This window comes from Bacillus sp. 1021, from assembly GCF_014534735.1.
Taxonomy (GTDB): Bacteria; Bacillota; Bacilli; order Bacillales; family Bacillaceae; genus Bacillus; species Bacillus siamensis.
Map to the genome: position 1 here is coordinate 114,455 of NZ_JACVSR010000001.1, position 25,268 is coordinate 139,722.

The window sequence follows — 25,268 nt, forward strand, 5'->3', positions numbered from 1 at the left end:
AACGATGCTAGAATAAGGGTAATTCAACCTACAGAAAGGGGAGGGCGAGATGGCTGATCTGACGTTTATTCATGCCGCTGACCTGCATCTGGACAGCCCGTTTTACGGCATTTCGCATCTGCCTGAACCGGTATATGCGCGTATTAAAGAAAGCACATTTCACAGCGTCCGCCGTCTTACCGACGGGGCGCTCCGGGAGCAGGCAGATTTCATGCTGCTTTCGGGAGATCTGTTTGATGAAGCGAACAGAAGTTTAAAAGCCCAGCTGTTTTTGAGAAAGCAGTTTACCAGATTACAGAAAGCGGATATCCAAGTGTTCGTCATATTCGGCAACCATGATCATTTGGGCGGTGAGTGGACACCGATTGAATGGCCGGAAAATGTACATATATTCACTTCGGATACACCGGAGGAAAAATCCTTCTTTAAAAATGGAGAGCTCGCGGCAAGCATATACGGATGCAGCTATCAGGAAAGAAGCGTAACGGCCAATCAGGCATCCCGTTACCGGAAAATGACCGGCGCGCCTTATCATATCGGCATGCTCCACGGCATGTTATCAGGAGCGGATGGGCATGACCCGTACTGTCCTTTTACGAAAGAAGACCTTGAAAAAAGCGGCATGGATTATTGGGCGCTTGGACACATTCATAAGCGGCAGGTTCTGTCCGCCAAGCATCCCGCCGCCATTTATCCCGGAAATATTCAGGCACGCCATTTAAAAGAAACCGGGCCTAAGGGATATTATCTCGTCCGGGCGGCAGACGGTGAGATGTCTTGGGAATTCAAAGAAGCGCACGATGTCTTATGGGAGGAAATTGATCTTGATATTTCCGAAGCCGAGCATATGACCTCCCTGATGAAAATGGCATCGGATATGTTCACCCGCTTGCGTGCCGCGGGCCGCCCGGCATGTGTCAGACTGGTGCTCCGCGGCGAGGCGCCCCGCTTTTGGACGGAGGCGCCCGCAGGCATTGCGGAGGAGCTTCTTTCCGCTTTACAGGAGGAAGAGGCTGAAGAGGAATGTTTCATCTGGCCGCTTGCGATTGAGGATCGGACGGATCAAACAGGCACCGTGCCGCCGGATCCGTTTTTTAAAGGGCTTCTTCAGGACATAGAACAATGCGCGGACATGAGCGGTGTATTTGAAGCGCTCGAGCGTCATCCCGTATACCGGCGGCAGATGACTTTATTTACGGATGAAGAGATACTGGACATTAAACGGCAAGCTCAAGCCATTTTAAAGCGCCAGCTGAAGGAGCTTCAGCGATGAAAATAACGACGATGCTGATTTACCAGTACGGGAAATTTTCCAACCGAAGCTTCCATCTGTCAGATTCGTCTGTCCAAGTGATTTACGGCTTAAACGAAGCGGGCAAAACGACATTGATGTCCTTTATCAAAAGCGTACTGTTCGGTTTTCCGAAATCAAAAAAATACGAACCGAAAAACGGCGGGGTGTACGGCGGCGTTGTGGAACTGAAGCATGACGATTACGGCGCTGTTAAAATTGAACGCACAAAAGGCGCTGCCGAAAAAGTCAGAGTGTATTTGCCTTCAGGCGAAATCAAGGACGGAGAATGGCTCAAACAGCTGCTTTCTGATACGGATCGGGCGCTGTACGAAGCAATCTATTCGTTTGATGTATTCGGACTGCAGGAGATTCAAGCCTTTAACCGGGATAAAATCGGCGAGTTTCTCCTGTTTTCCAGCTTATTCGGATCTGAAGCGGCGGCAAAGCTTGACGGCAGACTGGCGAAAGAGCTCGACAGAATGTATAAGCCGAACGGACGGAAACCCCGTTTAAATCAGGAATTGGATACGTTAAAGCGGCTCAGCGTCCAGCTGAAACAGGCGGAAGCTGCGGAAGCGGGCTATCACAGCCTTCTGGAAGAGAAAAAAAGCGCCGGCAGCCGTCTGCAGGATGCCGAAGCACAATTGAAAGATGTAACTGAGGAAATTAAAACAGTAAAAGCGGCGATAGAAGCAAAGCCGCTCGCAGACAAAAAAACAGCGTTGGAAAGCGAACTTTCTTCTTATCCGGAAGCATTGGAGCAATTCCCGAAGGACGGAATGCATCAGCTTGAAAAATACGAATCGCATCTCCATCCGAAAGCGGCCCGGCTTGAGGGGCTTCGGGCAAAAGCGGCTGAAATCAGGCGGCAGGCTGAGCTGCTCGCGCCAAATGAGAACCTGCTGCTAAAAGAACGGCAGCTGCAGGAGCTTTCCGGCGAGCAGCATATGTACGAATCACGCGGCGAACAGCTTGCCGCCATCCAATCACAAATCAGGCAGATATCGGCCCGTGTTTCTTCAGGGTTACAACAGCTCGGCGGCAGACATGAGGAAGACGGCATTCTTTCGCTGAACACCGATTATGAATATGAATGGCGGCTGCAAGAAGCCGTGCAGAGCGCCGGACAGGCAAGAGAAAGAAAAAAACAGCTTGATGCGATTTTCGAACAAGCGCGTCTGGAACTGGAAGACGCCGAACGAAAGCATGCCGTAACGGCGGAAAACATCTTGGCTCCCGCCGTCAGGCAAGAAAAAGAAGCCGCTTTACAATCATATAAGCAAATGGCTGATACTGATGGAAACGAATGGCAGGCGCATTTTCAGCAGCTGGAAAAACAGCGCGCCAAACAAAAAAAGCTCTTTCTCGGTGCGGGCATTGTGTTCATTGCGATTTTCGCTGTGTTAAAGGAATGGCTGCCCGCCGCCCTTTTTACCGGCGCTTTGATGCTGTATATGCTGTCTGGCATACAGAAGCCGCTGCCGTCAGAAAGAAGAGGGGCCATTCACAAAAAGCCGCCGCCGCCGATCTCAAAAGAAGAGGCCGACATTCTGCAGGAAGAGCTTTGGCGTGACGGCCGGCACCGCCAGCAGCTGATTGCGGACCAAGCCGTGCTTGAACAGAAAGAAGCGGCATATGAAAGAGTCATCCGCCAATATGAAGAATGGGAGGCCGAAATGGCTCCGTCTGAAAAACAGGCGGAACATTTTATGAAGGAACTGGGGTTTTCGGGCAGCCCGTCCCATCTTCTTGACGCATATCATGTGATGAAAGATGTCAAAAAAGAAATTCTGAACAAGCATGAACTGACCATTGAAGCGGGCCGGCTCCAAAAGCTGCAAAGATCATTTGAGGAACGGGTCAAAAAGCTGAGTCCTTCAGACGGCTTGGAGCTGTCCGTAAAAGAAAGATTGCGTGCTTTGCTGGCGCAGGCGGAACGGGCCCGTGAGGACGCAAAACGAAAGCAGGCTCTCGAAACGGATCTGCTGCATGCCCAAGAGCAAATGCGCGAATTAAACGAAGAAGTTCATTACTACGAACAGCAGGTGAAACAGCTTTTTATGGCGGCAGACGCAAAAAACCGCGGACACTTCTGTGAGCTCGCCAGGCTGAATGAAAGCCGCCGGGAAACAGAGAGGCAGCTGCGCGAAATCGATACGCACTTGTCCGGCATAGGCCAAAAACAGCTGGCGCCGTATATGAGCCGTACAGTGCCTGAACTTGAACATACACTCGCTCAGAAGGAAAAAGAGAAAGAAACACTCGAGGAAAAAAGCGCGCATCTCCGTGAGCAGATTGCTTTATTAACGGTGAAGCAAGAGCAGCTGGAGTCCTCGGGGCTTGTGTCCGATTTAAAACAGCAGACAGAAATGCAGAAGGAACGCGTTAAAAAAACAGCTAAAGAGTGGGCCGCATTGCAGACGGTCAGACATGTGATCAGAGAAAAAATGGAGCGGCATAAAAAGGTGACGCTTCCCCGTCTGTTAGAAACCGCCGGCGCATTGTACGGACCGCTTACGGCCGGACGCTATCACAAATTGTATTTCTCAGAGGCCGATGATTCCATTATGGTCATGCAGAAAGACGGTACAGTTTTTTCTGCAAGCGAGCTGTCACAGGCGGCATGCGAGCAGCTTTACGCGGCGATCCGTTTTGCCCTTGCGTCAGAACGGGAATCTGCGGTATCACTGCCGTTTTTACTCGATGACAGTTTTGTTCATTTTGACAGGCAGCGGCTGCAGCGTCTGTTTGATGTGCTGAATCAGCTTACAGAAGGCGGGAGGCAGATACTTTATTTCACCTGCCATGAGCATGTGAGCCGGTCATTTCACAACGGACAAGTCATGCGGCTCCTGTCATAAAAGAGTTTATTTTCAAAAAAGAGGTATGTGCTATACTGGTATTATGTAAGATATGGAGGGAGCTTTTAATAGAATGGCAAAAGGTATTATGCTGCACGAGGTCGGCGAGCAGGTCGATCAATACTTTCTGATTAAATCTTCGACTAAAGGAATCGCAAGCAACGGAAAACCATTTCTGACGTTAATGCTGCAGGACCAATCGGGGGATATCGAAGCGAAGCTGTGGGATGCCAAGCCGACTGATGAAACAACATACGCGGCGCAGACGATCGTGAAGGTAATCGGAGATGTACATCACTATCGCGGACGAAACCAGCTTAAGCTCAGAAACATCCGGCCGGCCGGCGAAAATGAAAATGTCAGCATTGATGATTTTCTGGAAACGGCGCCGATTCCGAAAGATGAAATGATGGAGACCGTCACTCAATACATTTTTGAAATGAAAAATCCAAACATCCAGCGGATCACGAGACATCTGGTCAAAAAATATGCCGCTGATTTTATGGATTACCCGGCGGCTGCTAAAAACCACCATGAGTTCGTCTCAGGGCTTGCGTATCATGTTGTGTCGATGCTGAACCTGGCAAAAGCGATTGCCGATCTGTATCCGTCTCTTGACCGGGATTTACTGTATGCGGGAGTCATCCTTCATGACCTCGGCAAAGTAAAAGAGCTTTCAGGCCCTGTTTCCACAACATACACCGTGGAAGGGAATCTGCTGGGACACATTTCAATCATGGTGACAGAGCTTTCAAAAGCAGCCGAAGAGCTTCAGATTGACGCTGAAGAAGTGCTGATTCTGAAGCATTTGATTTTGAGCCATCACGGAAAAGCGGAATGGGGAAGCCCGAAACCGCCGATGGTGAAAGAAGCGGAAATTCTGCACTACATTGACAATCTGGATGCAAAAATGATCATGATGGACAGAGCGCTTGAACGGGTGAAGCCGGGCGAATACACTGAGCGTGTATTTGCGCTTGAAAACCGTTCTTTCTACAAACCGACTTTCCATCAATAAGAAAAAAGGCCGATCCTTTACGATCGGTCTTTTTTACGTTCAGCTCTCATAACTTGTCTTTATCAGGCATAGCTTAAAATAAAGACTTTGGGTAAAAAGGGAGGAAACAACGTGCTATTTTTTCCTTGGTGGGTATACCTTTGCATTATCGGGATTATTTTCAGCGCTTATAAGCTTTTTACGACAGCTAAAGAAGAGGAAAAGCTTGACCAGTCGTTTATTGAAAAAGAAGGAAGAGTGTATATTGAACGGATGGAGCAGGAACGCGAGCGCCGTATGGCGGCGCCCGAAAATGAAAACGGAGATGCGGAAGAAAATTCCAATCATTCGATCGCATAAAAAAACTGTGCGGCTCGCCTAGAGCCTGCACAGTTTTTTTATTTAGATTGAGAAGATGCTGATGATGAAGTGTTAAACGTGTCTTTTAAGTCCTTGTCTTCAACTTTTACGTCAGCTTTCTTCATGACTTTTTGAATCGCTGCCTGCACGGCTGAGTTGTCGTTTAGTTTCTGTTTAAGAACTTCTTCTTTCAGTTCTTTTTTCATGTCATCATATTTGCCGCGTTCTTCTGTCTTTTTGATGATATGATAACCGAATTTTGTTTTGACCGGATCGCTGACTTGTCCGACTTTCAGGCCGAATGCTGCTTTGCTGAATGTTTCATCCATTGATTTTTTATCGAACCAGCCAAGGTCGCCGCCGTTGTCTTTTGAGTTGTCGGTTGAGTATTCTTTCGCAAGCGTTTCAAATTTCTCGCCTTTTTTCAGCTTTTTCTCCACTTCGTCAGCTGTCTTTTTGTCAGCGACAAGGATGTGGCTCGCGCGGATTTTACCTTTTAAGCCGTCGTAATATTCTTTCGTATCGGAGTCAGTCACTTTGATGTTGTCTTTCGCCGCTTTTTGTGCAAGCAGTTCGTATTTCACCTGATCTTTCAGGTAATCTTCGCCGTACTGCTGTTTAAGGGCGCTGTACTGATCGCCGAGCTGCGTTTTGTACTCTTTCAGCTTGGTATCGATTTCTTTATCCGATACTTTGTATTTTTTGGCTAATACTTTTTCTTGTACGAGCTGTGTCAGCACACTTGCGCCCGCGGTTTTTTTCATGTTCGTGTAGAGCTCGCCTTTTGTTACATTGCCGGCATCCGTCTTGGCAATCACGTCGTTGTCGCCGCTGCTGCAAGCGCTGAGAGCCAGGACGCTCGTTGCCGTAATAGCTGCTATCGCGATTTTCTTCATTCCTTTAAACACTCCTAATCATCCAAATTAAATTGCATATGCGTATCATAACATATTGTGGCTTTCTGTAAAAAGATTTTAAATAAAGGGCATTCGTCTAGTCAAACTTTTTCCTGATACATACAAATATATTGATCATGAAAAGGAGGTAATGAACCATGGGCGGAGGATATTCAAACGGTTTTGCACTGCTCGTCGTATTGTTCATTTTGCTTGTCATTGTAGGTGCAGCTTACATTTGCTAAGCGAAACGGATCGCTTTTTCCAAAAGCGGTCCATTTTCTTACCCAGGCGCCTAAGCGTTTCTGAAGTGAATTGCATATGATGTAATTGGAAAAATAAAACGTTTTGTAGGAGGTGCTTCTGGAGATGGGTGAAGTATTTGCAGGCGGTTTTGCATTGTTGGTTGTTCTGTTCATCTTATTGATCATCATCGGCGCTTCTTGGATTTACTAAAAAAAGATGGCTGTCCGCGTTAATCCGCCGGCAGCCATCTTTTTTTGCCTGTTTACACAGTAAAGGAGATCTCGACGAACGAAGAGATCAGTAAAATTAAAATAGATACATTAATAAAGCGGAATACCTTATCCTGCCGGTCTTCAGGAATCTCTCTGACAAGGCATAATGTATTTGTGAGCCTGTTTATAAAATAAAGAATAAACAGGGCAGCCACGATAAAATAGAATAAAATGATGGGAGATTCCCCCTCTCTCTGAACTGCTCCCATATTACATTACCAAATATTTATTGAAAAAGATAGAATGTAAGCTGAAAAATCAGCGGGACATCAGGACTCCGGCACTTTTTTTACTAAAATATCAAAGCCGTCGGATTCCTGGTCAATCAGACATGATTTCGGCGCTTTGACCAGGTGCAGCGCAAACAGCAGATCAGGCAGGCAATAGCCCGCATGAATGCTCGAAATCATATAAAAGTAATGGGCGTGTCTCGGGAATGCCAAGCCTGCATAAAATAACACCGGCGTAATGAATAAAAACGGGCTGATCGTTGAAATCAGCATCGTTGTTTTCGGTATGCCTTTCCATGTCGGCATCCGCAAAAAGTACATTTTCATTTCCTTTTTTCTTTTTTTGCAAAACATTGGCAGGACATGTATGACTTTATGTACAAATAAAGTAACGACGAGCAGAACGCAAAAAGCTAATACATGCCCGTCACTTAAACTGATATTCGGACGAAGCAGCCCGAATGCCAAGAAGTTGCATATAAAAAACAGGATCATAAAACCTACAGCAGTCAATAATAAACGAACCGCACCATAATCTTTAATCAGATTAATGGTTTTCCAGCAATTCATCAGAGTCATCCTTCCGTACAAAGATGGAATACAATCTCAAAATAATTTACTCTCTTCAGGAGAAAAAATCAATCCTTTTTTAAAGAAAAAAATAAACCCGGAAAGAGAAGAACAGAAGAGAGCGGTGAAACATGGAAATGTACGGTTTAACCTTTCTTCTCCATTCATTATCAGCTAAAATAAGATTAAAGATAGAAAGAAGTGAAACGGATGGATTCAATGGATCAGCGTATCGGGCGGTTAGAATATTACATACAATTGCTGGTGAAAACGGTGGATATGGATAAGTACCCTTTTTATGCGATGATGATTGAAAAAGGGCTGACCGAAGAGGAAGGTGAAGAGGTCGGGCGGATCTGCCGCGAATTGGAGGACGAGCTGGAGTCGCAAAAAGCGCAAGGCTTTGTGACGTTCGACAAGCTCCTTGCGCTTTTTGCGGGACAGCTGAACGAAAAATTAGATGTTCATGAAACGATTTTTGCTTTGTACGAGCAGGGGCTTTATACAGCGCTGATGGAAGAATTCATCGAGATTATGAAGCACTTTGATTAATTGCTGACCGGTTCCAGCTCTTCAGCCGTTTCATGGGCAGCCGATTCGCCCGCTTTTTTCTTCAGGCTTCCGTCTTCACTTTCAAAATCATTGTTTATGTTTGTCAATGATTTCTCGAATATCTCCATAAAATCTTCTCCGTAAATGTGGCGGATGACACAGGTCAATTCTTCCATCTCCGGGAACTTCCCGAATAAGTGGTAGAGCGGCTGTGAGCCTTTAAACACCGCGTTTCTCGACGGGTCAAACTCCTCTAGCAGACTTTCAAATACTTTTTCCCCTTCTTCTGTTAACTGAATGTACGTGTTCCGTTTGTCATTCAGCCGCTTGGAAAAATTCAGATACCCGCGTTCTTCAAGTTTTTTTGAAAAATTAAATGCAGTTGATACGTGCATAACGCCGAATTTGGCGATTTCCGAAATAGAAGCTCCTTTAAGCTGATAAGCAATCCATAATATATGATGTTCATTAATATTAAGATCGTACGGCTTCAGCCAATTCTGCCAGTCTTTCTCGATAGATTTCCACAGCGCTTTGGATAGCTGTGCCATTTTTTGGGTATAGATTAAAGCTTCTTTTAAATCGTAAGGCGGTTCAACACGATTCAATACAGATCACCTGCTTCACATTTTCTTTTCCTCTATTATGCCAATAAAATAAAGATTAATAAAGATGAAAATTTAAGAATTTTATAATAAATTCTAAATCCGTTGCTGTGAAAGGCTTTAAACCGCAAAAAAAAGTGCGGAACGCAATATGTCCGCACTTTTTTTGGTTGTATAGGATATTAGTTTTGTAAGGTTTTCTCCAGCTGTCTGATTTTCTCTTCAATATCAGCGATTTCCTTTTGGAGATCCTGCTGGTGCGGCTTGATTTCCTCCTGCCACCTTTTAATGCTTGTCTGAAGCTCTCCGCCTACGTCTTTAATGACTTCGGCGCTTTCTTTCGCCGTTTGGACAAGCTGGTCTTTCAGCGCCATTCCGTCTTTTTTTAACCGTTTGATTGTGTCCTCAATAGAATTGCAATTCGCTTTGATTTTGCCCCGCAGCTCTTTTCCGGATGAAGGAGCCGAAAGCAAAACCGCTGCGCCTCCGATCAATCCGCCTACGAAAAGGCCTGTTAAAAGGGAACGTCCGTCAGCCATTTGAAATCACCCCGTTTTTTTTCTCATAAGCTTTTACCATTTTTGTTCAGAAGAATAAACTTCTATACATAGCTTGCTTTATTTTAGCATATTTTTTAAGGGAAAAGGAGGGAGAAGGTTGTCTGTCTTCATGATTGTTTTATCTTGTATGGCTCTTGTCTTTGCGGCGGGCGCCGTTTATTACCTGAAACTGCTCGGCCAGGCCGCTTCTTATCCGCCGAAGCGGGTCGTCCGCCAAAAGGCCATTGTCTGCTCAGCAGGAACCGCCCTCGCATTGTTCCTTATCTTTTTCACAAAACTTCTCGTATGAAACATGCTGAAACACATTAAAAAACCTCTTCCGGCCGGAAGAGGTTTCAGTATGCGGCTATTTTGCCGTTTCAATCATATTGGAACGTTTTAAGATCGTCTGCACAATCGGATACATGATGATAATGGCGATTGCGTTCAGCGCAGCCGCCGGAAGGACGACCGCGAGCACCAATGCCGTGAATCCGCCCGGCAGGCCGACAATCAGAAGGGCCAGCGCCAGAAAGATCACACCGGAGATGAAAGTGCCGGCTATCGTAATGACGGCAGCCGCCGCTGTTTTCACGCTTTTTTTCACCAAAAGCGCCAGCGCGAGAAACAGAAACGCCGTTACCGGTTTTTCAATGATATTCGGAAGCTGTCCCCCCGGAAAAGATGTCGTGAGTGCGGAAATGATTCCCGTTACAATCCCGATCATCAGCACGTTCTGCACACGGGGGAATAACAGAATTCCCATGAACATCATCACAAGCATCATGTCGGGTTTCATTCCGAATAATACCGGCGGCATAATGGAATGAAGCACCGCTCCGATTGCCGCAAACAGGGCCATAATGACTAATTCTTTTGTTTTCATACTAAGCTCTCCTCTGCTAAGCTTTTTCGCCATCCAATAATATGCTCGTCATTTATTGCGATGGCCGGAAAAATTGATATGCCAACAGTATATCAAAGGAACTGTCGGGTTAGAAGAAATTTATTCGTTTTCCTGCTGGAACTTTCTCATAAACTGAGCCAGTTTTTCACAATCAGCCAGGCTGACGGCGTTGTAAACAGACGCCCTGCAGCCTCCGACTGAGCGGTGGCCGGCGAGTCCGGTCATTTTTGCCGCTTTCGCTTCTTCAACGAATTTTTTCGTCAGACTGCTGTCGCGGAGGGTGAAGGTAATATTCATGTGAGAACGGCTGTCTTTTTCGGCATGCCCCGCGTAAAATCCGCCGCTTGCATCGATTGTGCCGTACAGGACATCCGCCTTTTCTTGGTTGCGCCGTTCAGCCGCTTCGACACCGCCGTTTTCAGCCAGCCATTCAAGGACGAGGCTCAGCATATAAATCGCAAATGTAGGCGGCGTATTATACAGTGAATCAGCTTTTGTGTGGGTGGAATATTTCAAAATTTTAGGAACGTTGGCGTTTTCGTTTTCAAGCCATGATTTTTTCATGATGACGACCGTAACGCCGGACGGCCCGAGGTTTTTCTGGGCTCCGCCGTATATGACATCAAACTTTTTGACATCAAATTTTCTGCTCAGGATGTCGCTTGACATGTCGGCTGCGAGCGGAATCGGTGAATTCGGGAACTCTTTCCACTGCGTTCCGAAAATCGTGTTGTTGGACGTAATATGCAAGTAGGCGCCGTCTTTTATCTGTGAGAGGTCCGCTTTCGGTATATGGTTGTGGTTTGAATCTGCGCTTGTTGCCGTGACGGATGTGTTTCCGAACAGTTTCGCCTCAGCGAGGGCCTTTTCAGACCATGCGCCCGTCACGATGAAGTGCGCCGTCTTCTCCGGCGTTAAAAAGTTCATCGGCAGCATTGAGAATTGAAGGCTTGCTCCGCCTTGGAGAAATAAAATATCATAATCGTCGGGGATATCCATCAGTTCTTTCAGAAGGGTTTTCGCTTTTTGATGCACCGCGTCATATTCTGTGCTCCGGTGGGACAGCTCCATGACAGACATGCCGGTATCATTGAAGTTGATAAATTCTTTCTGTGCTTTTTGCAGCACATCCAGTGGAAGGGCTGCGGGTCCTGCATTGAAATTCGTTGTACGTTCCATTTTTACGATCTCTCCCTGTTTTCCGCTTTAGTGTAAGAAATAATACAATTATCCTATCACAATTTTTAGATTTTTTTGATATGAAAAAATATTATTTTATGTATTTTATGTTTCGGGCGCAAAAAAACCTCATCCTTAAGATGAGGCAAGCCGTTTTCTGACGGTTGACGCGATCTCCTGAAGATCGTCAGGCGTATAGTCTTCGGCATGTGTCTTCCAGACGGCTCCGAATCCGTCGCCTTTTCCGTAACGCGGAATGATATGCATGTGAAAATGGAACACGGATTGGCCCGCTTTTTCACCGTTGTTATTGAGAATATTCAGCCCGATCGGCTCGAATTCATCCCGGATGGCGCGCGCGATTTTCGGCACCGCTTCAAAATATTCTTTAGAAAGCTCAGGCGTAAACTCGTACACGTTTTCGATATGTGTTTTCGGAATGACGAGCGTGTGGCCTTTTGTGACCTGGCTGATATCGAGAAACGCAACGACGTGTTCGTTTTCATATACTTTTGAAGACGGAATGTCGCCGGCAATGATTTTGCAGAAAATACAATCGTCCGCTTTGTGCATAGATGGGTTTCCTCCCTGAAAAGAAATATATGTATATTCTCATCGTACCACAAAAACGGCCAAAACAAAAAACAGGGTGAACGGCTGCGCGTTCACCCTGATGCAGAAGTACGAGCTTTATCACAGAAAATTAAATATGCCTTTTGTAAGCACCTCATTTGTTTTTAAAATGAAGACTTATGGGTCTGCTTAATCATTCCTGGGACAAACACCTCATTTGATTATTTCATCATGAATGAAGAACATCATCAAAGCAGTGTGTGAAGAAATTGTAAGCACAGGACATGTTGATTTTCATCCAACTGTTCTAAGACGTCTTTTATAAACACCTCATTTTCAGTTGATTAAAGCTGTTTCCTTCTACATACATTATGATGTCCGCCAAAACGATAACTATGCACGCTTTTCACGTGAGAAAAAAAGGGAATCGTTTCAAATCAGACTTTATTTTTGGTACTATGAAGAAAAACGAATCAGAAGGGGAGAAATTATGTCTCTGCTATCGGTAAAAGACTTAACCGGCGGTTATACGAGAAACCCGGTCTTAAAAAATGTTTCATTCACCCTTGAGCCGAACCAGATTGTCGGACTCATCGGATTAAACGGCGCGGGCAAAAGCACGACGATCCGGCATATTATCGGATTAATGGACCCGCATAAAGGCTCGATCGAGCTGAACGGCAAGACGTTTTCGGAGGATAAGGAAAGCTACCGCTCGCAATTTACGTACATCCCCGAAACGCCGGTGCTGTATGAAGAACTGACGCTCAAAGAGCATCTGGAGCTGACGGCCATGGCGTACGGCCTTTCCAAAGAAACGCTTGAAAAAAGGCTTCCTCCGCTTCTGAAAGAATTCAGAATGGAAAAAAGGCTGAAATGGTTTCCCGCTCACTTTTCCAAAGGGATGAAGCAGAAGGTCATGATCATGTGCGCGTTTCTCGCGGAGCCTTCGCTTTATATCATTGACGAGCCGTTCCTCGGCCTTGACCCGCTGGCGATCAATGCATTGCTGGAGCGGATGGACGCCGCGAAAAAAGCCGGATCAAGCGTGCTGATGTCAACGCATATCCTGGCTACGGCAGAGCGCTACTGTGATGCTTTCATTATTTTACATAACGGCGAAGTGCGGGCAAGCGGCACACTGGAAGAACTGAGAGAGCAGTTCGGCATGAAAGACGCAGCTCTTGATGACTTGTATATTGAACTGACGAAGGAAGACGCCGGCCATGAATAATATGTCTACTATTTGGCAGTCCCGGCTTGAAGAGCATATAAAGGAAACCAGAATGTATATGAAATATATGCTCAATGATCATCTCGTCATTGTGCTGATCTTTTTTATTGCCGGCGCGGCGAGCTGGTACAGCAAGTGGGTCAAAGACATTCCCGTTCATTTTCCCTCATTTTGGGTGATGGCGGTGCTCTTTTCATTTGTGCTGACCGGTTCATACGTCCGGACACTGTTAAAGGAAGCGGACCTCGTGTTTCTGCTGCCGCTTGAACCGAAAATGGGGACATACTTTAAGCATTCATTTAAGTACAGCTATCTGTCACAGCTGTTTCCGCTTATTGCTCTGTCGCTTGTATGCATGCCTCTGTTTTTCGCTGTAAGTCCGGGGGCGTCGCTTGCGTCGTATGCCGCAGTATTTATTCAGATGCTGGCGGTAAAAGCGTGGAATCAGGCCATGGAGTGGCGGATGACGTTTATGAATGACAGAAGCATGAAAATGATGGATGCGGTCATACGCTTTATCTCCAATATGCTGCTTTTATACTTCGTCTTACAGTCGTTTTATGTGTACGCTGCCGCCGTCTACATTGTGATGGCCGGCCTTTATGTGTATTTCACATCGGCCGCAAAACATAAATCATTAAAATGGGAAGCTCATATTGAATATGAATTAAGAAGGAAGCAGCGGTTTTACAGAATCGCCAATCTGTTTACCGATGTGCCTCACCTGAAAAAACAGGCAAAACGCCGGGCGTATCTCGACTTTTTGCTCAGAATGATTCCGTTTGAGCAGCGGAAAACGTTCTCCTATATGTATGCGCGGGCCTTTCTGCGTTCAAATGATTATCTCGGCATTCAGGTCAGGCTCACGATTATTTTTATCCTGATTATTATGCTCGTTTCCGCCAATCCGTGGATCACGGCGGCGTTAACCGTATTTACCGTCTTTATTACGGGGATACAGCTTCTTCCGCTGTTCGGGCATTTTCATCATCTTTCTCTGCAGGAGCTTTACCCGGTCAATCAGAAAGCGAAGCTGCAAAGTTTCTTTTCGCTGATGAAATCGGCATTAACCGTGCAGGCGCTGCTGTTCTGTGCAGCGTCAGCCTATGCCGCGGGAGTCAGCGGGGCGCTGTATGCGGCCGTTGCTTCAGCCGTTCTGATTTTTGTGATCATGCCTTCGTATATGGGCGGAAGATTGAAAAAGTACGGCAAGCTGTAATCAATCGGGTTTTTGAAACCTCAATGAAAGAAGGAGACACAGATGACCGACGATCAGCAGCTGATACAGGAAGCACTGCAATGGAAAGCGCGTTTTTTGCGCAAAGATTCCATGCTTGAACGCTTTTCTAAAGGAATGCAGGCGAAAATAAATGAGCGGATTCCCGATAAAATTCATGCCGTCATCACAGAAAGCATTAAAAAAATGACCGAAGCAACAATGGCGGGTTCAAATCTGGTGAAAAGCAAGCGGGATACAAACGGTATGACGCTTGCTGAAAAAGATGCCCTCGCCAGACAAACCATCGCATCGTACCAAAAGGTCGCGGCAGCTGAAGGTATCGGTACGGGGGCCGGCGGAATTTTTTTAGGGATGGCTGATTTTCCTTTTCTGCTATCCATTAAAATGAAATGTCTGTTCGATCTTGCCTCCATTTACGGCTATGATGTGAAAGACAGGGATGAGCGATTGTTTTTGCTGTTTATTTTTCAGCTGGCTTTCTCAAGCGGTGAACAGCGGAAACGCATATACTCAATGATTGAACAGTGGGATTCGAAAAAGCATGATGTCGATTGGAGAGTTTTTCAGCAGGAATACCGCGATTATCTGGACGTGGTGAAATTGTTTCAGCTTTTGCCGGTCGTCGGAGCCGCCGTGGGCGGAGCGGCCAATTATAAACTGCTGTCACAGCTCGGTGAGACGGCAAGGCACGTTTTTCATTTAAGAATCACAGCAGCCGGTACGTAATGTACCGGCTGTTTTTTATGCCCTATCGGGGGTAGCTCACTGCGGCGCCGATCAGCACCTTGGCGGCGGTCAGCATCGCTTTTTCATTAAAATCAAATTTCGGATGATGGTGAGGGTAAATAGATTCCGCATCGTCTAAAGCGGCGCCCGTAAAGAAAAAAGCGCCTTTTGTATGCTGCAGATAATAGGAAAAATCCTCTCCCGCCATCTGCGGCTCTCCTTCAACGACTTTCGTGACGCCGTCTGTTTCCGCGGCGGCTGCCGCAGCGTGCGCCGCTTCCTCCGGATGATTGACGACGGCGGGATAGCCGCGTTTGAAACGATACTCATAAGAAGCGGAGTGCATGGAACAAATCCCTTTTACGACGGCTTCTATTTCTGCTTCGAGCAGGCTGCGCACCTCTTCATCAAACGAGCGTACGGTGCCTGTGATGACTGCCTGATCAGCAATGGCGTTAAACGGATTTTCAGCGATGAATGAGCCCGCTGAGATGACAGCCGGCTGCATCGGGTTTACACGCCGGCTCACGATATGCTGAAGGGCCGTGACGATTTGTGAGCCGATTAAAACGGCGTCTTTCGTATCGTGAGGGATCGCGCCGTGGCCGCCTTTGCCGATGACTTTAATCGTAAAGCCGTCAGCGGCGGCCATTACTGGGCCCGTGCGGCATAAGACCGTTCCGACGGGTTCAGTCGCCCATAGGTGTGTGCCGAAAATGGCATCGACATGTTCAAGGCAGCCGTCCTCAATCATTGATGTTGCTCCGCCGGGAGATAATTCCTCGGCGTGCTGGTGGATCATCACAAATGATCCTTTCAGTTTTTCCCGGTTGTGATAAAGCACTTTTCCGGCAGCAAGCAGAGCTGCCGTATGGCCGTCGTGGCCGCAGGCGTGCATGACGCCGGGAATTTGTGAAGCATAGGGCACATCTTTTTCATCCTGTATCGGCAAAGCGTCAAAATCAGCCCTGAGCGCGACACAAGGTCCCGGTTCTCCGCCTTCAATATAGGCTGTGACGCCGTTTCCCCCCACGTTCGTCCGGATGGGAACGCCGAGCTTTTCATAAAACGAAGCGATGAATGCCGGTGTTTTTTTCTCTTTGAAGGAAAGCTCGGGATTCCTGTGAAGGTGACGTCTGATTTCAACCATTTCCTCGTACAGCCCGTCAAGCTGAGCGTACAAGCTTTTTTGAAGTGTCGTTAATGTCAAAAGCGGTGCCCCCTCGTCTGCTTTTCCCATGATTGTATAGAAAATGTCAGAAGATTTCAATCTTTTTGCTACGGAAGAATGATGATGGCAGCAATCGTCGTGACGATAAGCCCGGCCGTCACCGGGATAAAGTTTTTTCTGGCAAGCTCAAACGGGTCAACTTTACAAATAGCCGCAGCGGGAATGAGTGCCCAAGGGACCAATGTTCCGCCCCCGACCCAGATCGCTGAAATCTGGCCCAGCGCCGTTAAAACGGCCGGATTCGTATGAAGCGCGGCGGAAAACAGCTTTGCCATCGATCCTGCAAGAGAAATACCGGAAAAGCCTGAACCGTCAAGCCCGGTAATCGCACCGACTGCGGTCAGGGCGATGCCGGCGAATTCCCCGGACATCGGAAAGGAATGGGACAGCGCCAGGCCAAGGTCATTGACGATACCCGCAGACCCTTTCGGCAGGGGGGTGTTCAACATACTTTTAAACCCCGCGTCACCAAGATAAAAGAACGCCGCGATCGGAATGACGGGGCCGAATACTTTAAAGCCGAATTGAAAACCGCCGATAAAATACTCAGTGATCTTTTCTAAATGCCGCTGCTTATGCACGATGAAATGAATGATCAGGAGAATGCCGATCGCCGTCCCCCCGGCGAGTGCCGTCGCATCATTTCCCTGCAGGCGATAGACGATCATGCAGATAATATCGGCGAGGAAAACAAGCGGAATGAGAACAGCCAGGGTCACCCTGAGTTTTTTCGGGAGATACATGCTTGTGTCCAAAGAACCGGAGCTGTCAAAGGAGAGGGGGACCTGCGTTTTTTTTCGCTCCCGCATGATGAGAAAAAAAGCGGTGATTGTCGTCGTTAACCCCATGATTAAAACGAGCGGAATACTAGCCTGCATGACATCGCCCACAGGAACGCCCGCGGCATCGGCTGTCAATTTCGGCGCCGCCTGAATGACGTAATCACCTGATAAAGCGAATCCGTGGCCGAACAGGTTCATCGCCATTGCCGCGGCGATCGGAGAAAGGCCCGCCCGGATCGCCGCGGGAAGCAGCACAGCGCCGATCAGCGCCACACCGGGTGACGGCCAGAAAAAAAGAGAGATGGCAAACATCAGGCAGCCGATGATCCAATACGCGGCAGCCGGCCCCTTCATCAGCTTCGCAAACGGAGAAATCATCGCTTCATTAATACCTGTTTTGGTCAAAAGTCCGCTCATGGCCACGATAAAACAAATAATAAAAATCGTCGGCAGCAATTCCCCGGCGGCATACGTGAAGCTGTGAAACAGGCTGCTGACCGAAGCGGAGAATGAATGCGTCGTCCATAGCGCAATCACAAAAATACCGGCAAGTGAAATAAAGGTTGTATCTTTTCTGAGAAGCATAAAAACGATAATGGCCGCGATAAAAGCAACATAAAGCAGATGTACCGAGTAGATGCCGATCCCCAATTGAACCACTCCGTTTATAAATAGGATTGCTACAGGTTATTCATAGGCGGGCGGAAGGTGCAAAGGGGAGGCGGAAAATCGGGACTAAAAAAAGCCGGAGAATCTCCGGCGGTTTTAATCTATAGCGTAATAAGCGGTTACATAAGACGGACGGGAGAAAATGGACGTCGTGTCGATGCCGGCTGATGTTCCGCGTTTTTTATGGGCTTCCTGATAAGAGTTTGACTGCTGCCAGCCCTGAAAGGCTTTTTCCTCTTCCCACAGGGTCAGGATGACATACGTATCGCCTTCAAGCGGCCTTAATACGCGGATGGCTTCAAAACCGGGTTCATTTTCCACTTTGCCGGCGCGGTTTTTAAACCGGTTTTCAAACAGCGGACGGCCTTCCTGGGTAACGGCGATGTTATTGAGGACGGCGTAGCCCGGATGTTTGATTTCCCCGACGCTGTCGATGCTTTCATAGGAATGGGGCGCCTGAAAAACGGTTTCTCCATTTGTCTCGTGGATTAAAATCGCATTTTCCTCTCCTTGCATCAGCACCATATTCTCATTTGGGTGTTTCTTTGCAATCGTTTTTAAAAAATCGGCTGTCCCATATGTAATATAAACCTTCATATCAGCCACCTCCTGCTTGCTAGTATAACAAAAGAGTGGTATAAGTTTCTATTGGCGACTCATTCTGACATAATTCGAAACAATATTTCCCATACTACAAGTTAAGAAAGGCGAGGTGACTTATGCTGAAAAAGAAAAAAAGATTCTTTATTCCGGCTGTAATTGCGGCGGTAACCGCTTTTCTCGCGTTAATCGGATACATTATCATTATATTTCTCGGCCATTATGTCATCGATGAAAAGAAATTAATCCTGCACGCATCTTCAAAAATCGTCGATCAAAACGGTGATGAAATCGCGAGTCTTTATACGGAAAACCGCGAACCGGTATCCATTCAGGAGGTTCCTGAAGATGTGAGAGATGCCTTTATCGCCGTTGAAGATAAACGATTTTACGAACATCACGGCATTGATGTAAAGTCTGTCGGCCGGGCGATGTTCCGGGATATTTTAGCGGGCGGCAAGGTGGAGGGCGGAAGCACGATCACCCAGCAGCTGGCGAAAAACATTTTTCTGACTCATGATAAAACATTTTTGCGCAAAACGAAGGAAGTCATTATCGCCATCAATCTTGAGCGTGATTACAGCAAGGATAAGCTGCTTGAAATGTACTTGAACCAGCTCTATTTCGGCCATGGCGTTTACGGCATTCAAGCCGCGTCTCACTACTATTTTAATAAAGAAGTAAAAGATTTAACCGTTGCAGAAGGCGCCGTTCTGGCGGCTATACCGAAGGCGCCTTCCCTTTATTCGCCGATTCAGCATCCCGGCAAAAATAAAGAGCGGCGCGATACGATTCTTTCCATGATGAACGATCAAGGCTATATCAGCGCAAAAGAAGCCGTCAGAGCCCAGGGCCGGACATTGGGGCTTCATATCAAGAAAACATCTGAAACGCCTTGGTTTGACAGTTATATCGATCTTGTCATCAAGGAGGCGGAATCCCGTTATTCGATGTCAGGCGAACAGCTCCTTCAAGGCGGCTATACGATCCGGACATCGCTTGATTCCAAACTGCAGAAAACGGCATATACGCTCATGAGGGAAAGCGGCTATTTTCCGGGAACGGATCAGGCGGCGGAGGGAAGCGCCGTCTTTATTGATAATAAAACCGGAGGCGTCCGCGCGGCGGTCGGCGGTCGCGACTACGTGACAAAAGGATACAACAGGGTAACGGCGCCGCGGCAGCCGGGCTCAACGTTTAAGCCGCTTGCCGTGTACGGGCCCGCCATGCAGGAGGACAAGTTCAAACCATACTCGCTACTTCAAGACAAACTGCAGTCTTACAACGGGTACGAACCGAAAAATTATGACGGACAGTACAAGGGGCAAGTGACGATGCAGGACGCGATCACCTACAGCATAAATGCGCCCGCTGTCTGGACATTGAAGCAGATCGGCGTGGATACGGGAAAATCGTATCTTAATAAAAACGGCATAAACATTTCTGACAACGGACTCGCGATTGCGCTGGGCGGTCTGTCAGAAGGCGTCACCCCGCTTCAGCTGGCCGGAGCTTATCATACATTTGCGGCAAACGGAATGTATACGAAGCCATTTTTTATAGAGAACATCACGGACGAAGACGGAGAAACGATTTCCGGGCCTAAAAACGGCAAAACGCGCGTCTTCAGCGGACAGACGGCATGGAATATGACGAGGATGCTTCAGCAGGTCGTAAAAGAAGGAACCGCTTCACAAGGCAGCTATCAGGGCGGCCTGGCGGGGAAAACCGGCACGACGTCATTTACCGGCGTCCCCGGCGCCACGAAGGACGCCTGGTTTGCGGGATACACTCCCGGGCTGACGGGAGCCATCTGGATGGGGTATGACAAAACAGATAAAACCCATTACCTGAAAGGCGGAAGCCAGTATCCTGTCAGACTCTTTAAAGATATCGTCACAAAAGCGGGGGAAAACGGCAAAACATTCATAAAGCCTGAAAATGTGAAAGAACTGGGAAGCCCGATTGAGCTGAAAGCGGTGAAGTCCCTGTCGGCCGGTTATACATTTAAGGCGATGGGACTGATTACGGTTCAATTAAAATGGGATGCTCAAAAGGATGATCGGGTTGTTTACCGAATATATGAAAAGAAAGACGGAAAAGACAAGCTTCTGGATTCGGTGAAAGGAAAAGGCAGCTTTGACATACCATACGCCAACCTGTTTTCAGGGGCTTCATACAAGGTCGTTCCATATAATTCACAGACGAATCAAGAAGGAGAGGGAACGGAATACGTTCAGCCGAAGCTTTTCTCTTCTTAATGATGAATTCGGCGATTTTTTGAACATTAGGCCTCAATTCTATACCATTTTAAAAAAACAAGGTATAGTGTAATGGGCGAAGAACACGAACGTATGGTTGCAGGAGGAAAGGTGGAAATTCAGATGAGTAAACGAGAAGCGTTTAATGATACGTTTTTAAAAGCGGCACGGGGAGAAAAAACAAATCACGTCCCTGTCTGGTACATGAGACAGGCGGGGAGGTCACAGCCGGAATACCGCAAGCTGAAGGAAAAATACGGCTTAGTCGAAATTACGCATCAGCCCGAGCTGTGCGCGTATGTGACGAGACTTCCGGTCGAGCAGTACGGAGTGGACGCTGCCATTTTATATAAAGATATTATGACGCCTCTTCCTTATATCGGAGTGGATGTTGAAATTAAAAACGGAATCGGCCCGGTGATCGATCAGCCGGTGCGCTCTGCTGCGGATATTGAAAAGCTCGGCGAACTGAATCCCGAACAGGATGTTCCTTACGTGCTGGAAACGATCAAATTACTCGTAAACGAACAGCTGAATGTCCCGCTCATCGGTTTTTCGGGAGCGCCTTTTACGCTGGCCAGTTATATGATTGAAGGCGGGCCTTCTAAAAATTACAACAAAACAAAAGCGTTCATGCACAGTATGCCGCAAGCGTGGCAGATGCTGATGGACAAGCTCGCGGATATGATTATCGTTTATGCAAAAGCGCAGATTAACGCCGGCGCAAAAGCCATTCAGATTTTTGATTCCTGGGTCGGCGCGCTGAACCGCGAAGATTACCGGCAATTTATAAAACCGGTGATGGACAGAATTTTCCGGGAGCTTTCAGCAGAACAAGTTCCGCTGATCATGTTCGGCGTAGGCGCAAGCCACCTGGCCGGAGACTGGCATGACCTTCCTCTTGACGTTGTCGGTCTTGATTGGAGACTCAGCATAGATGAAGCCAGAAAACAAGGCATCACAAAAACGGTTCAGGGCAATCTTGATCCGTCGCTTCTTCTTGCGCCTTGGGAGGTCATCGAGAAAAAAGCGAAAGCGATTCTTGACCAGGGTATGAAAACGGATCGGTTTATTTTCAATTTAGGACACGGCGTATTCCCTGATGTAAACCCGGAAACGCTGAAAAGGCTGACGGCCTTTGTGCATGAATACTCCGCGGCTAAAATAGGGGAACAATCTTCCTGAGCAGATCGTTGGTGATAAGAAGATTTTCCTGTCAAAATCAAGATAGACAGACCATCAAAAGAGGTGTTTAACAAAATGAGCAGCAAAAAGAAAATGGGACTTCTCGTTATGGCTTACGGAACGCCTTACAAAGAAGAAGACATAGAACGTTATTATACACATATCAGACGCGGAAGAAAGCCGGAGCCGCACATGCTTCAAGACTTAAAAGACAGATATGAAGCGATCGGAGGCATTTCGCCGCTTGCAAAAATTACGAAGGAGCAGGCGGAGAAGCTCGGACAGCGTTTAAATGAAATCCAGGACGACGTCACATTCAAAGTGTACATCGGATTAAAACATATTGAACCGTTTATCGAAGACGCGGTGGCGGACATGCATAAAGACGGCATTACAGAAGCTGTCAGCCTGGTGCTCGCCCCTCATTTTTCAACATTCAGTGTCCAGTCATACAACAAACGCGCCAAAGAAGAAGCGGAGAAGCTTGGCGGCTTGACCATCAAGTCGGTTGAAAGCTGGTATGATGAACCGAAATTCGTTGATTATTGGGTCAGCCAGGTGAAGAAAACGTATGAATCAATGCCGAAAGAAGAACGGGATGACGCGATGCTGATCGTCTCAGCGCACAGCCTTCCTGAAAAAATTAAAGAATACGGCGATCCGTATCCTGACCAGCTGGAGGAATCCGCAAAACTGATTGCCGAAGGCGCCGGAATTACCGATTACGCAGTCGGCTGGCAGAGCGAAGGGAACACCCCTGATCCGTGGCTCGGGCCAGACGTGCAGGATCTCACGCGCGAGCTGTATCAAAAGCATCCTTATAAAGCATTTGTATACGTGCCCGCAGGCTTCGTTGCCGATCATTTAGAGGTGCTTTACGATAATGATTACGAATGCAAAGCTGTGACCGATGAAGTCGGCGCAAGCTACTATCGTCCGGCAATGCCGAACGCACAGCCCGAATTTATCGATGCGCTTGCAGCGGTCGTGCTGAAAGAGCTGGACAAGTAGAACTAAACGGTAAAGAAGGCGATAAAAATGAGTGGCGATAAAAAACATCTGGTCATCATCGGCGGCGGCATAACGGGATTAGCCGCCGCCTTCTACATGGAAAAAGAAATCAAAGAAAAACAGCTGCCGCTTGAGGTCACCCTGATTGAAGCGGGCCCGAGAGCGGGCGGCAAAATTCAGACGGCGCATAAAGACGGCTACATCATTGAGCGGGGGCCGGATTCTTTTCTGGAAAGGAAAAAAAGCGCTCCCCAGCTCGTAAAAGATTTAGGGCTTGAGCATCTGCTCGTCAACAATGCGACCGGCCAGTCTTACGTGCTCGTCAACGAGACGCTTCATCCGATGCCGAAGGGCGCGGTGATGGGCATCCCGACAAAAATCGCTCCGTTCATCTCCACCGGCTTATTTTCTGTTCCCGGAAAGGCGCGGGCGGCGCTGGATTTTGTTCTGCCTGCGAGCAAACCGAAGGAAGATCAGTCTCTGGGTGAATTTTTCCGCAGACGCGTCGGTGACGAAGTTGTTGAGAATTTAATAGAACCGCTTTTGTCAGGGATCTATGCCGGAGATATTGATAAGCTGAGCCTCATGTCCACATTTCCGCAATTCTATCAGACTGAGCAAAAGCACAGAAGCCTGATTCTCGGCATGAAAAAATCGCGTCCGCAGCCTTCAGGACAGCAGCTGACGGCCAAAAAGCAGGGGCAGTTTTTAACGCTGACAACAGGGCTTCAAACGTTGGTGGAGGAGCTGGAAAAGCAGCTTACGCTGACAAAAGTGATGAAAGGCACGAAAGTCACCCATATCGGCCGCGAGGAGAAAGGATATTCCGTGACGCTTGATAACGGCAAAGTGCTTCATGCGGAAGGATGCATTGTAACAGCGCCGCATAAAGCCGCGGCGAAAATGCTTTCTGATCTGCCGGCGGTTTCATGTCTCAAAGACATGCATTCTACATCCGTCGCCAACGTCGCCTTAGGTTTTCCTGAGGGAGCCGTCAAGATGGAGCATGAAGGTACGGGATTCGTTATCTCAAGAAACAGCGACTTCTCCATCACGGCCTGCACATGGACGAACAAAAAATGGCCGCATGCGGCGCCGGAGGGCAAAACACTGCTCAGGGCGTACGTCGGAAAAGCCGGAGATGAATCCATCGTAGATCTTTCAGATAACGAGATCATTAACATCGTAATGGAAGATTTGAAAAAAGTAATGAATATCAAAGGCGAGCCGGAAATGACCTGTGTGACCCGCTGGAACGAAAGCATGCCGCAGTACCATGTCGGTCATAAAGAGCGCATCAAAGAGTTCAGAGACGCGCTGAGAGCTTCCTATCCGGGTGTATACGCGACGGGCGCGTCTTTTGAAGGGGTGGGCATCCCAGACTGTATCGACCAGGGAAAAGCTGCCGTATATGATTCACTGGCTTATTTATTTGAAACGTACCAGCCTCCGTTATCTTAAAACGGAGGTTTTTTTGCATGTTCCCGTTCTGTAAAGGGAACACCAATAAAAAGAAAAAACATTTGAATCTTCTTTGCGACTGTGATAAGTTATCTTATGTACAAAATGACTAAAACGTTCAAACGGTCAATTTAACGAGGTGGGAAACATGTCCGTCGATCGGAAAAAGCTCATTCTGGAAGCGGCAACGAAGTCTTTTACACAATTCGGCTACAAAGCAACGACAATGGATCTGGTGGCGAAGCTGGCAAATGTGGGGAAGGGAACCATCTATACGTTTTTCAAAAACAAGGAAGAACTGTTTGATGATATTTTCACCACTATTTTAAGAGAAATGAAGGAACACGCCGATGAAGCGATGAAACCGGAGCTTTCATTTCACGAAAATGTCCACCGGGCGCTTGTCGCGATTTTGGAATTCAGAAAAACACACCAGCTGACGATTAAAATTTTTCAGGAGAACGCCGAGATTGGTACAATAGCCGTTCAGGATGTCATTGCGAAAATGGAGCGGGCCATTCTGTCATATATTAAAGAAAAGATAGAATATGCCATTGAAAACGGGAGCATTAAACCGTGCGATCCGGAGCTGACCGCTTTTGTCATGCTTAAGCTTTACATCGCGCTGATATTTGACTGGGAAAAAAACCATCCGCCTCTTGAAAAAGAGACGATCGCCGAATTGCTGGAAATGTATGTTGGTCAAGGATTATCTAAATAGATGATCCTTCACTTTTTAGGTGCCGTGACCGTTTTGTCAAATGAGTCAGTTTGCGGAAGGAGGCAA

General features: G+C 47.4%; 27 protein-coding genes. 16 read left to right on the top strand and 11 right to left on the bottom strand.

Annotated elements, in window-relative coordinates; translation table 11 throughout:
- The first annotated feature begins 49 nt into the window (after positions 1 to 49).
- From ICW23_RS00625 to ICW23_RS00640, 4 genes are all read left to right on the top strand, one after another.
- A complete protein-coding gene (locus tag ICW23_RS00625; RefSeq protein ID WP_188153864.1) occupies positions 50 to 1,273 on the top strand; it encodes a metallophosphoesterase family protein in 1,224 nt (407 codons plus the stop codon).
- Positions 1,270 to 4,155 carry an ATP-binding protein gene (locus ICW23_RS00630; RefSeq protein ID WP_188153865.1) on the top strand — a complete coding sequence of 962 codons (2,886 nt, stop codon included), beginning with the start codon at positions 1,270 to 1,272 and terminating at the stop codon, positions 4,153 to 4,155. Before ICW23_RS00625 ends, ICW23_RS00630 begins: the two co-directional genes overlap by 4 nt.
- A 73-nt stretch (positions 4,156 to 4,228) precedes the next feature.
- Positions 4,229 to 5,173 carry a 3'-5' exoribonuclease YhaM gene (gene yhaM, locus ICW23_RS00635; RefSeq protein ID WP_016938348.1) on the top strand — a complete coding sequence of 315 codons (945 nt, stop codon included), beginning with the start codon at positions 4,229 to 4,231 and terminating at the stop codon, positions 5,171 to 5,173.
- 111 nt (positions 5,174 to 5,284) lie between these two features.
- Entirely contained in the window at positions 5,285 to 5,512 is a 228-nt protein-coding gene (locus ICW23_RS00640; protein WP_013351703.1) for a sporulation YhaL family protein, read from the top strand.
- A gap of 38 nt (positions 5,513 to 5,550) precedes the next feature.
- Here ICW23_RS00640 and ICW23_RS00645 read toward each other — a convergent pair whose 3' ends face one another.
- Positions 5,551 to 6,408, bottom strand: a complete 858-nt coding sequence (locus ICW23_RS00645) for a peptidylprolyl isomerase (protein ID WP_016938347.1) — start codon at positions 6,406 to 6,408, stop codon at positions 5,551 to 5,553.
- Positions 6,409 to 6,566: 158 nt separating this feature from the next.
- Here ICW23_RS00645 and ICW23_RS00650 point away from each other — a divergent pair, with 158 nt between their 5' ends.
- Together ICW23_RS00650 and yhzE2 are read left to right on the top strand one after the other, a co-directional pair.
- Complete coding sequence (locus ICW23_RS00650) at positions 6,567 to 6,653, top strand: YjcZ family sporulation protein (protein WP_016938346.1); 87 nt, start codon at positions 6,567 to 6,569, stop codon at positions 6,651 to 6,653.
- A 124-nt stretch (positions 6,654 to 6,777) separates the two neighbouring features.
- Entirely contained in the window at positions 6,778 to 6,864 is an 87-nt protein-coding gene (gene yhzE2 / locus ICW23_RS00655) for a sporulation protein YhzE2 (RefSeq protein ID WP_013351705.1), read from the top strand.
- Between the two features lie 52 nt (positions 6,865 to 6,916).
- Here yhzE2 and ICW23_RS00660 read toward each other — a convergent pair whose 3' ends face one another.
- Positions 6,917 to 7,135, bottom strand: a complete 219-nt coding sequence (locus tag ICW23_RS00660) for a hypothetical protein (RefSeq protein WP_003155245.1) — start codon at positions 7,133 to 7,135, stop codon at positions 6,917 to 6,919.
- A gap of 60 nt (positions 7,136 to 7,195) precedes the next feature.
- Entirely contained in the window at positions 7,196 to 7,726 is a 531-nt protein-coding gene (locus ICW23_RS00665; protein WP_016938345.1) for a DUF3267 domain-containing protein, read from the bottom strand.
- A gap of 210 nt (positions 7,727 to 7,936) precedes the next feature.
- Between ICW23_RS00665 and ICW23_RS00670 the strand changes: the two genes are divergently transcribed.
- Positions 7,937 to 8,278 (top strand): YhaI family protein, encoded by a 342-nt coding sequence (locus ICW23_RS00670; RefSeq protein WP_003155243.1) that lies wholly within the window; start codon positions 7,937 to 7,939, stop codon positions 8,276 to 8,278.
- Here ICW23_RS00670 and ICW23_RS00675 read toward each other — a convergent pair.
- Together ICW23_RS00675 and ICW23_RS00680 are read right to left on the bottom strand one after the other, a co-directional pair.
- Positions 8,275 to 8,886, bottom strand: coding sequence for an HTH-type transcriptional regulator Hpr (locus ICW23_RS00675; RefSeq protein WP_016938344.1), 612 nt, complete (start codon positions 8,884 to 8,886; stop codon positions 8,275 to 8,277). The genes ICW23_RS00670 and ICW23_RS00675 overlap by 4 nt on opposite strands.
- Positions 8,887 to 9,065: 179 nt before the next feature.
- Entirely contained in the window at positions 9,066 to 9,422 is a 357-nt protein-coding gene (locus tag ICW23_RS00680) for a YtxH domain-containing protein (protein ID WP_007409224.1), read from the bottom strand.
- A gap of 118 nt (positions 9,423 to 9,540) precedes the next feature.
- Here ICW23_RS00680 and yhzF point away from each other — a divergent pair, with 118 nt between their 5' ends.
- Positions 9,541 to 9,732, top strand: coding sequence for a membrane protein YhzF (gene yhzF, locus ICW23_RS00685; protein ID WP_007409223.1), 192 nt, complete (start codon positions 9,541 to 9,543; stop codon positions 9,730 to 9,732).
- 57 nt (positions 9,733 to 9,789) lie between these two features.
- Here yhzF and ICW23_RS00690 read toward each other — a convergent pair whose 3' ends face one another.
- From ICW23_RS00690 to ICW23_RS00700, 3 genes are all read right to left on the bottom strand, one after another.
- Positions 9,790 to 10,308 (bottom strand): tryptophan transporter, encoded by a 519-nt coding sequence (locus ICW23_RS00690; protein ID WP_016938343.1) that lies wholly within the window; start codon positions 10,306 to 10,308, stop codon positions 9,790 to 9,792.
- A 120-nt stretch (positions 10,309 to 10,428) separates the two neighbouring features.
- On the bottom strand, positions 10,429 to 11,508 hold the full coding sequence (serC, locus tag ICW23_RS00695; RefSeq protein ID WP_188153866.1) for a 3-phosphoserine/phosphohydroxythreonine transaminase: 1,080 nt from the start codon (positions 11,506 to 11,508) through the stop codon (positions 10,429 to 10,431).
- A 135-nt stretch (positions 11,509 to 11,643) separates the two neighbouring features.
- Entirely contained in the window at positions 11,644 to 12,081 is a 438-nt protein-coding gene (locus ICW23_RS00700; protein ID WP_007409220.1) for an HIT family protein, read from the bottom strand.
- Positions 12,082 to 12,571: 490 nt separating this feature from the next.
- On the opposite strand from ICW23_RS00700, the gene ecsA reads away from it, so the two are divergent.
- Genes ecsA through ICW23_RS00715 form a run of 3 tightly spaced genes read left to right on the top strand, consistent with a single transcriptional unit; the run spans position 12,572 to position 15,281 of the window.
- Positions 12,572 to 13,315, top strand: a complete 744-nt coding sequence (gene ecsA, locus ICW23_RS00705) for an ABC transporter ATP-binding protein EcsA (RefSeq protein WP_003155231.1) — start codon at positions 12,572 to 12,574, stop codon at positions 13,313 to 13,315.
- Positions 13,308 to 14,534, top strand: coding sequence for an ABC transporter permease (locus ICW23_RS00710; protein ID WP_025649549.1), 1,227 nt, complete (start codon positions 13,308 to 13,310; stop codon positions 14,532 to 14,534). The genes ecsA and ICW23_RS00710 overlap by 8 nt, the downstream gene beginning before the upstream one ends.
- A 42-nt stretch (positions 14,535 to 14,576) precedes the next feature.
- Entirely contained in the window at positions 14,577 to 15,281 is a 705-nt protein-coding gene (locus tag ICW23_RS00715; RefSeq protein WP_188153867.1) for an EcsC family protein, read from the top strand.
- A gap of 22 nt (positions 15,282 to 15,303) precedes the next feature.
- Here the strand turns inward: ICW23_RS00715 and ICW23_RS00720 are convergent, their stop codons facing one another.
- The 3 genes from ICW23_RS00720 to hmoB all read right to left on the bottom strand — a co-directional run bounded on the left by ICW23_RS00720 (position 15,304) and on the right by hmoB (position 18,560).
- Positions 15,304 to 16,491, bottom strand: coding sequence for a M20 family metallopeptidase (locus ICW23_RS00720; protein ID WP_188153868.1), 1,188 nt, complete (start codon positions 16,489 to 16,491; stop codon positions 15,304 to 15,306).
- Positions 16,492 to 16,559: 68 nt separating this feature from the next.
- The gene (locus ICW23_RS00725; protein WP_099745104.1) at positions 16,560 to 17,945 is read right to left on the bottom strand and encodes a hypothetical protein; all 1,386 of its coding nucleotides are present in this window, start codon (positions 17,943 to 17,945) and stop codon (positions 16,560 to 16,562) included.
- 114 nt (positions 17,946 to 18,059) lie between these two features.
- Positions 18,060 to 18,560 carry a heme-degrading oxygenase HmoB gene (hmoB, locus tag ICW23_RS00730; protein ID WP_016938336.1) on the bottom strand — a complete coding sequence of 167 codons (501 nt, stop codon included), beginning with the start codon at positions 18,558 to 18,560 and terminating at the stop codon, positions 18,060 to 18,062.
- 122 nt (positions 18,561 to 18,682) lie between these two features.
- On the opposite strand from hmoB, the gene ICW23_RS00735 reads away from it, so the two are divergent.
- The 5 genes from ICW23_RS00735 to ICW23_RS00755 all read left to right on the top strand — a co-directional run bounded on the left by ICW23_RS00735 (position 18,683) and on the right by ICW23_RS00755 (position 25,202).
- Positions 18,683 to 20,824, top strand: coding sequence for a transglycosylase domain-containing protein (locus tag ICW23_RS00735; RefSeq protein ID WP_188153869.1), 2,142 nt, complete (start codon positions 18,683 to 18,685; stop codon positions 20,822 to 20,824).
- A 123-nt stretch (positions 20,825 to 20,947) separates the two neighbouring features.
- Positions 20,948 to 22,009: a uroporphyrinogen decarboxylase gene (gene hemE / locus ICW23_RS00740; protein ID WP_029575331.1), complete on the top strand. Its 1,062-nt coding sequence runs from the start codon at positions 20,948 to 20,950 to the stop codon at positions 22,007 to 22,009.
- A gap of 75 nt (positions 22,010 to 22,084) precedes the next feature.
- Complete coding sequence (gene hemH / locus ICW23_RS00745) at positions 22,085 to 23,020, top strand: ferrochelatase (RefSeq protein ID WP_016938333.1); 936 nt, start codon at positions 22,085 to 22,087, stop codon at positions 23,018 to 23,020.
- Between the two features lie 27 nt (positions 23,021 to 23,047).
- The gene (gene hemY, locus ICW23_RS00750) at positions 23,048 to 24,481 is read left to right on the top strand and encodes a protoporphyrinogen oxidase (protein ID WP_016938332.1); all 1,434 of its coding nucleotides are present in this window, start codon (positions 23,048 to 23,050) and stop codon (positions 24,479 to 24,481) included.
- 148 nt (positions 24,482 to 24,629) lie between these two features.
- Positions 24,630 to 25,202 (top strand): TetR/AcrR family transcriptional regulator, encoded by a 573-nt coding sequence (locus ICW23_RS00755; RefSeq protein WP_016938331.1) that lies wholly within the window; start codon positions 24,630 to 24,632, stop codon positions 25,200 to 25,202.
- The last annotated feature ends 66 nt before the right edge of the window (positions 25,203 to 25,268 follow it).

Bases quoted from the DNA above. Each gene is read 5' to 3' on its own strand.
- ICW23_RS00625 (WP_188153864.1), top strand. From the start codon at position 50: ATGGCTGATCTGACGTTTATTCATGCCGCTGACCTGCATCTGGACAGC.
- ICW23_RS00630 (WP_188153865.1), top strand. From the start codon at position 1,270: ATGAAAATAACGACGATGCTGATTTACCAGTACGGGAAATTTTCCAAC.
- yhaM (WP_016938348.1), top strand. From the start codon at position 4,229: ATGGCAAAAGGTATTATGCTGCACGAGGTCGGCGAGCAGGTCGATCAA.
- ICW23_RS00645 (WP_016938347.1), bottom strand. From the start codon at position 6,408: ATGAAGAAAATCGCGATAGCAGCTATTACGGCAACGAGCGTCCTGGCT.
- ICW23_RS00650 (WP_016938346.1), top strand. From the start codon at position 6,567: ATGGGCGGAGGATATTCAAACGGTTTTGCACTGCTCGTCGTATTGTTC.
- yhzE2 (WP_013351705.1), top strand. From the start codon at position 6,778: ATGGGTGAAGTATTTGCAGGCGGTTTTGCATTGTTGGTTGTTCTGTTC.
- ICW23_RS00660 (WP_003155245.1), bottom strand. From the start codon at position 7,135: ATGGGAGCAGTTCAGAGAGAGGGGGAATCTCCCATCATTTTATTCTAT.
- ICW23_RS00665 (WP_016938345.1), bottom strand. From the start codon at position 7,726: ATGAATTGCTGGAAAACCATTAATCTGATTAAAGATTATGGTGCGGTT.
- ICW23_RS00670 (WP_003155243.1), top strand. From the start codon at position 7,937: ATGGATTCAATGGATCAGCGTATCGGGCGGTTAGAATATTACATACAA.
- ICW23_RS00680 (WP_007409224.1), bottom strand. From the start codon at position 9,422: ATGGCTGACGGACGTTCCCTTTTAACAGGCCTTTTCGTAGGCGGATTG.
- ICW23_RS00690 (WP_016938343.1), bottom strand. From the start codon at position 10,308: ATGAAAACAAAAGAATTAGTCATTATGGCCCTGTTTGCGGCAATCGGA.
- serC (WP_188153866.1), bottom strand. From the start codon at position 11,508: ATGGAACGTACAACGAATTTCAATGCAGGACCCGCAGCCCTTCCACTG.
- ICW23_RS00700 (WP_007409220.1), bottom strand. From the start codon at position 12,081: ATGCACAAAGCGGACGATTGTATTTTCTGCAAAATCATTGCCGGCGAC.
- ecsA (WP_003155231.1), top strand. From the start codon at position 12,572: ATGTCTCTGCTATCGGTAAAAGACTTAACCGGCGGTTATACGAGAAAC.
- ICW23_RS00710 (WP_025649549.1), top strand. From the start codon at position 13,308: ATGAATAATATGTCTACTATTTGGCAGTCCCGGCTTGAAGAGCATATA.
- ICW23_RS00715 (WP_188153867.1), top strand. From the start codon at position 14,577: ATGACCGACGATCAGCAGCTGATACAGGAAGCACTGCAATGGAAAGCG.
- hmoB (WP_016938336.1), bottom strand. From the start codon at position 18,560: ATGAAGGTTTATATTACATATGGGACAGCCGATTTTTTAAAAACGATT.
- ICW23_RS00735 (WP_188153869.1), top strand. From the start codon at position 18,683: ATGCTGAAAAAGAAAAAAAGATTCTTTATTCCGGCTGTAATTGCGGCG.
- hemE (WP_029575331.1), top strand. From the start codon at position 20,948: ATGAGTAAACGAGAAGCGTTTAATGATACGTTTTTAAAAGCGGCACGG.
- hemH (WP_016938333.1), top strand. From the start codon at position 22,085: ATGAGCAGCAAAAAGAAAATGGGACTTCTCGTTATGGCTTACGGAACG.
- hemY (WP_016938332.1), top strand. From the start codon at position 23,048: ATGAGTGGCGATAAAAAACATCTGGTCATCATCGGCGGCGGCATAACG.
- ICW23_RS00755 (WP_016938331.1), top strand. From the start codon at position 24,630: ATGTCCGTCGATCGGAAAAAGCTCATTCTGGAAGCGGCAACGAAGTCT.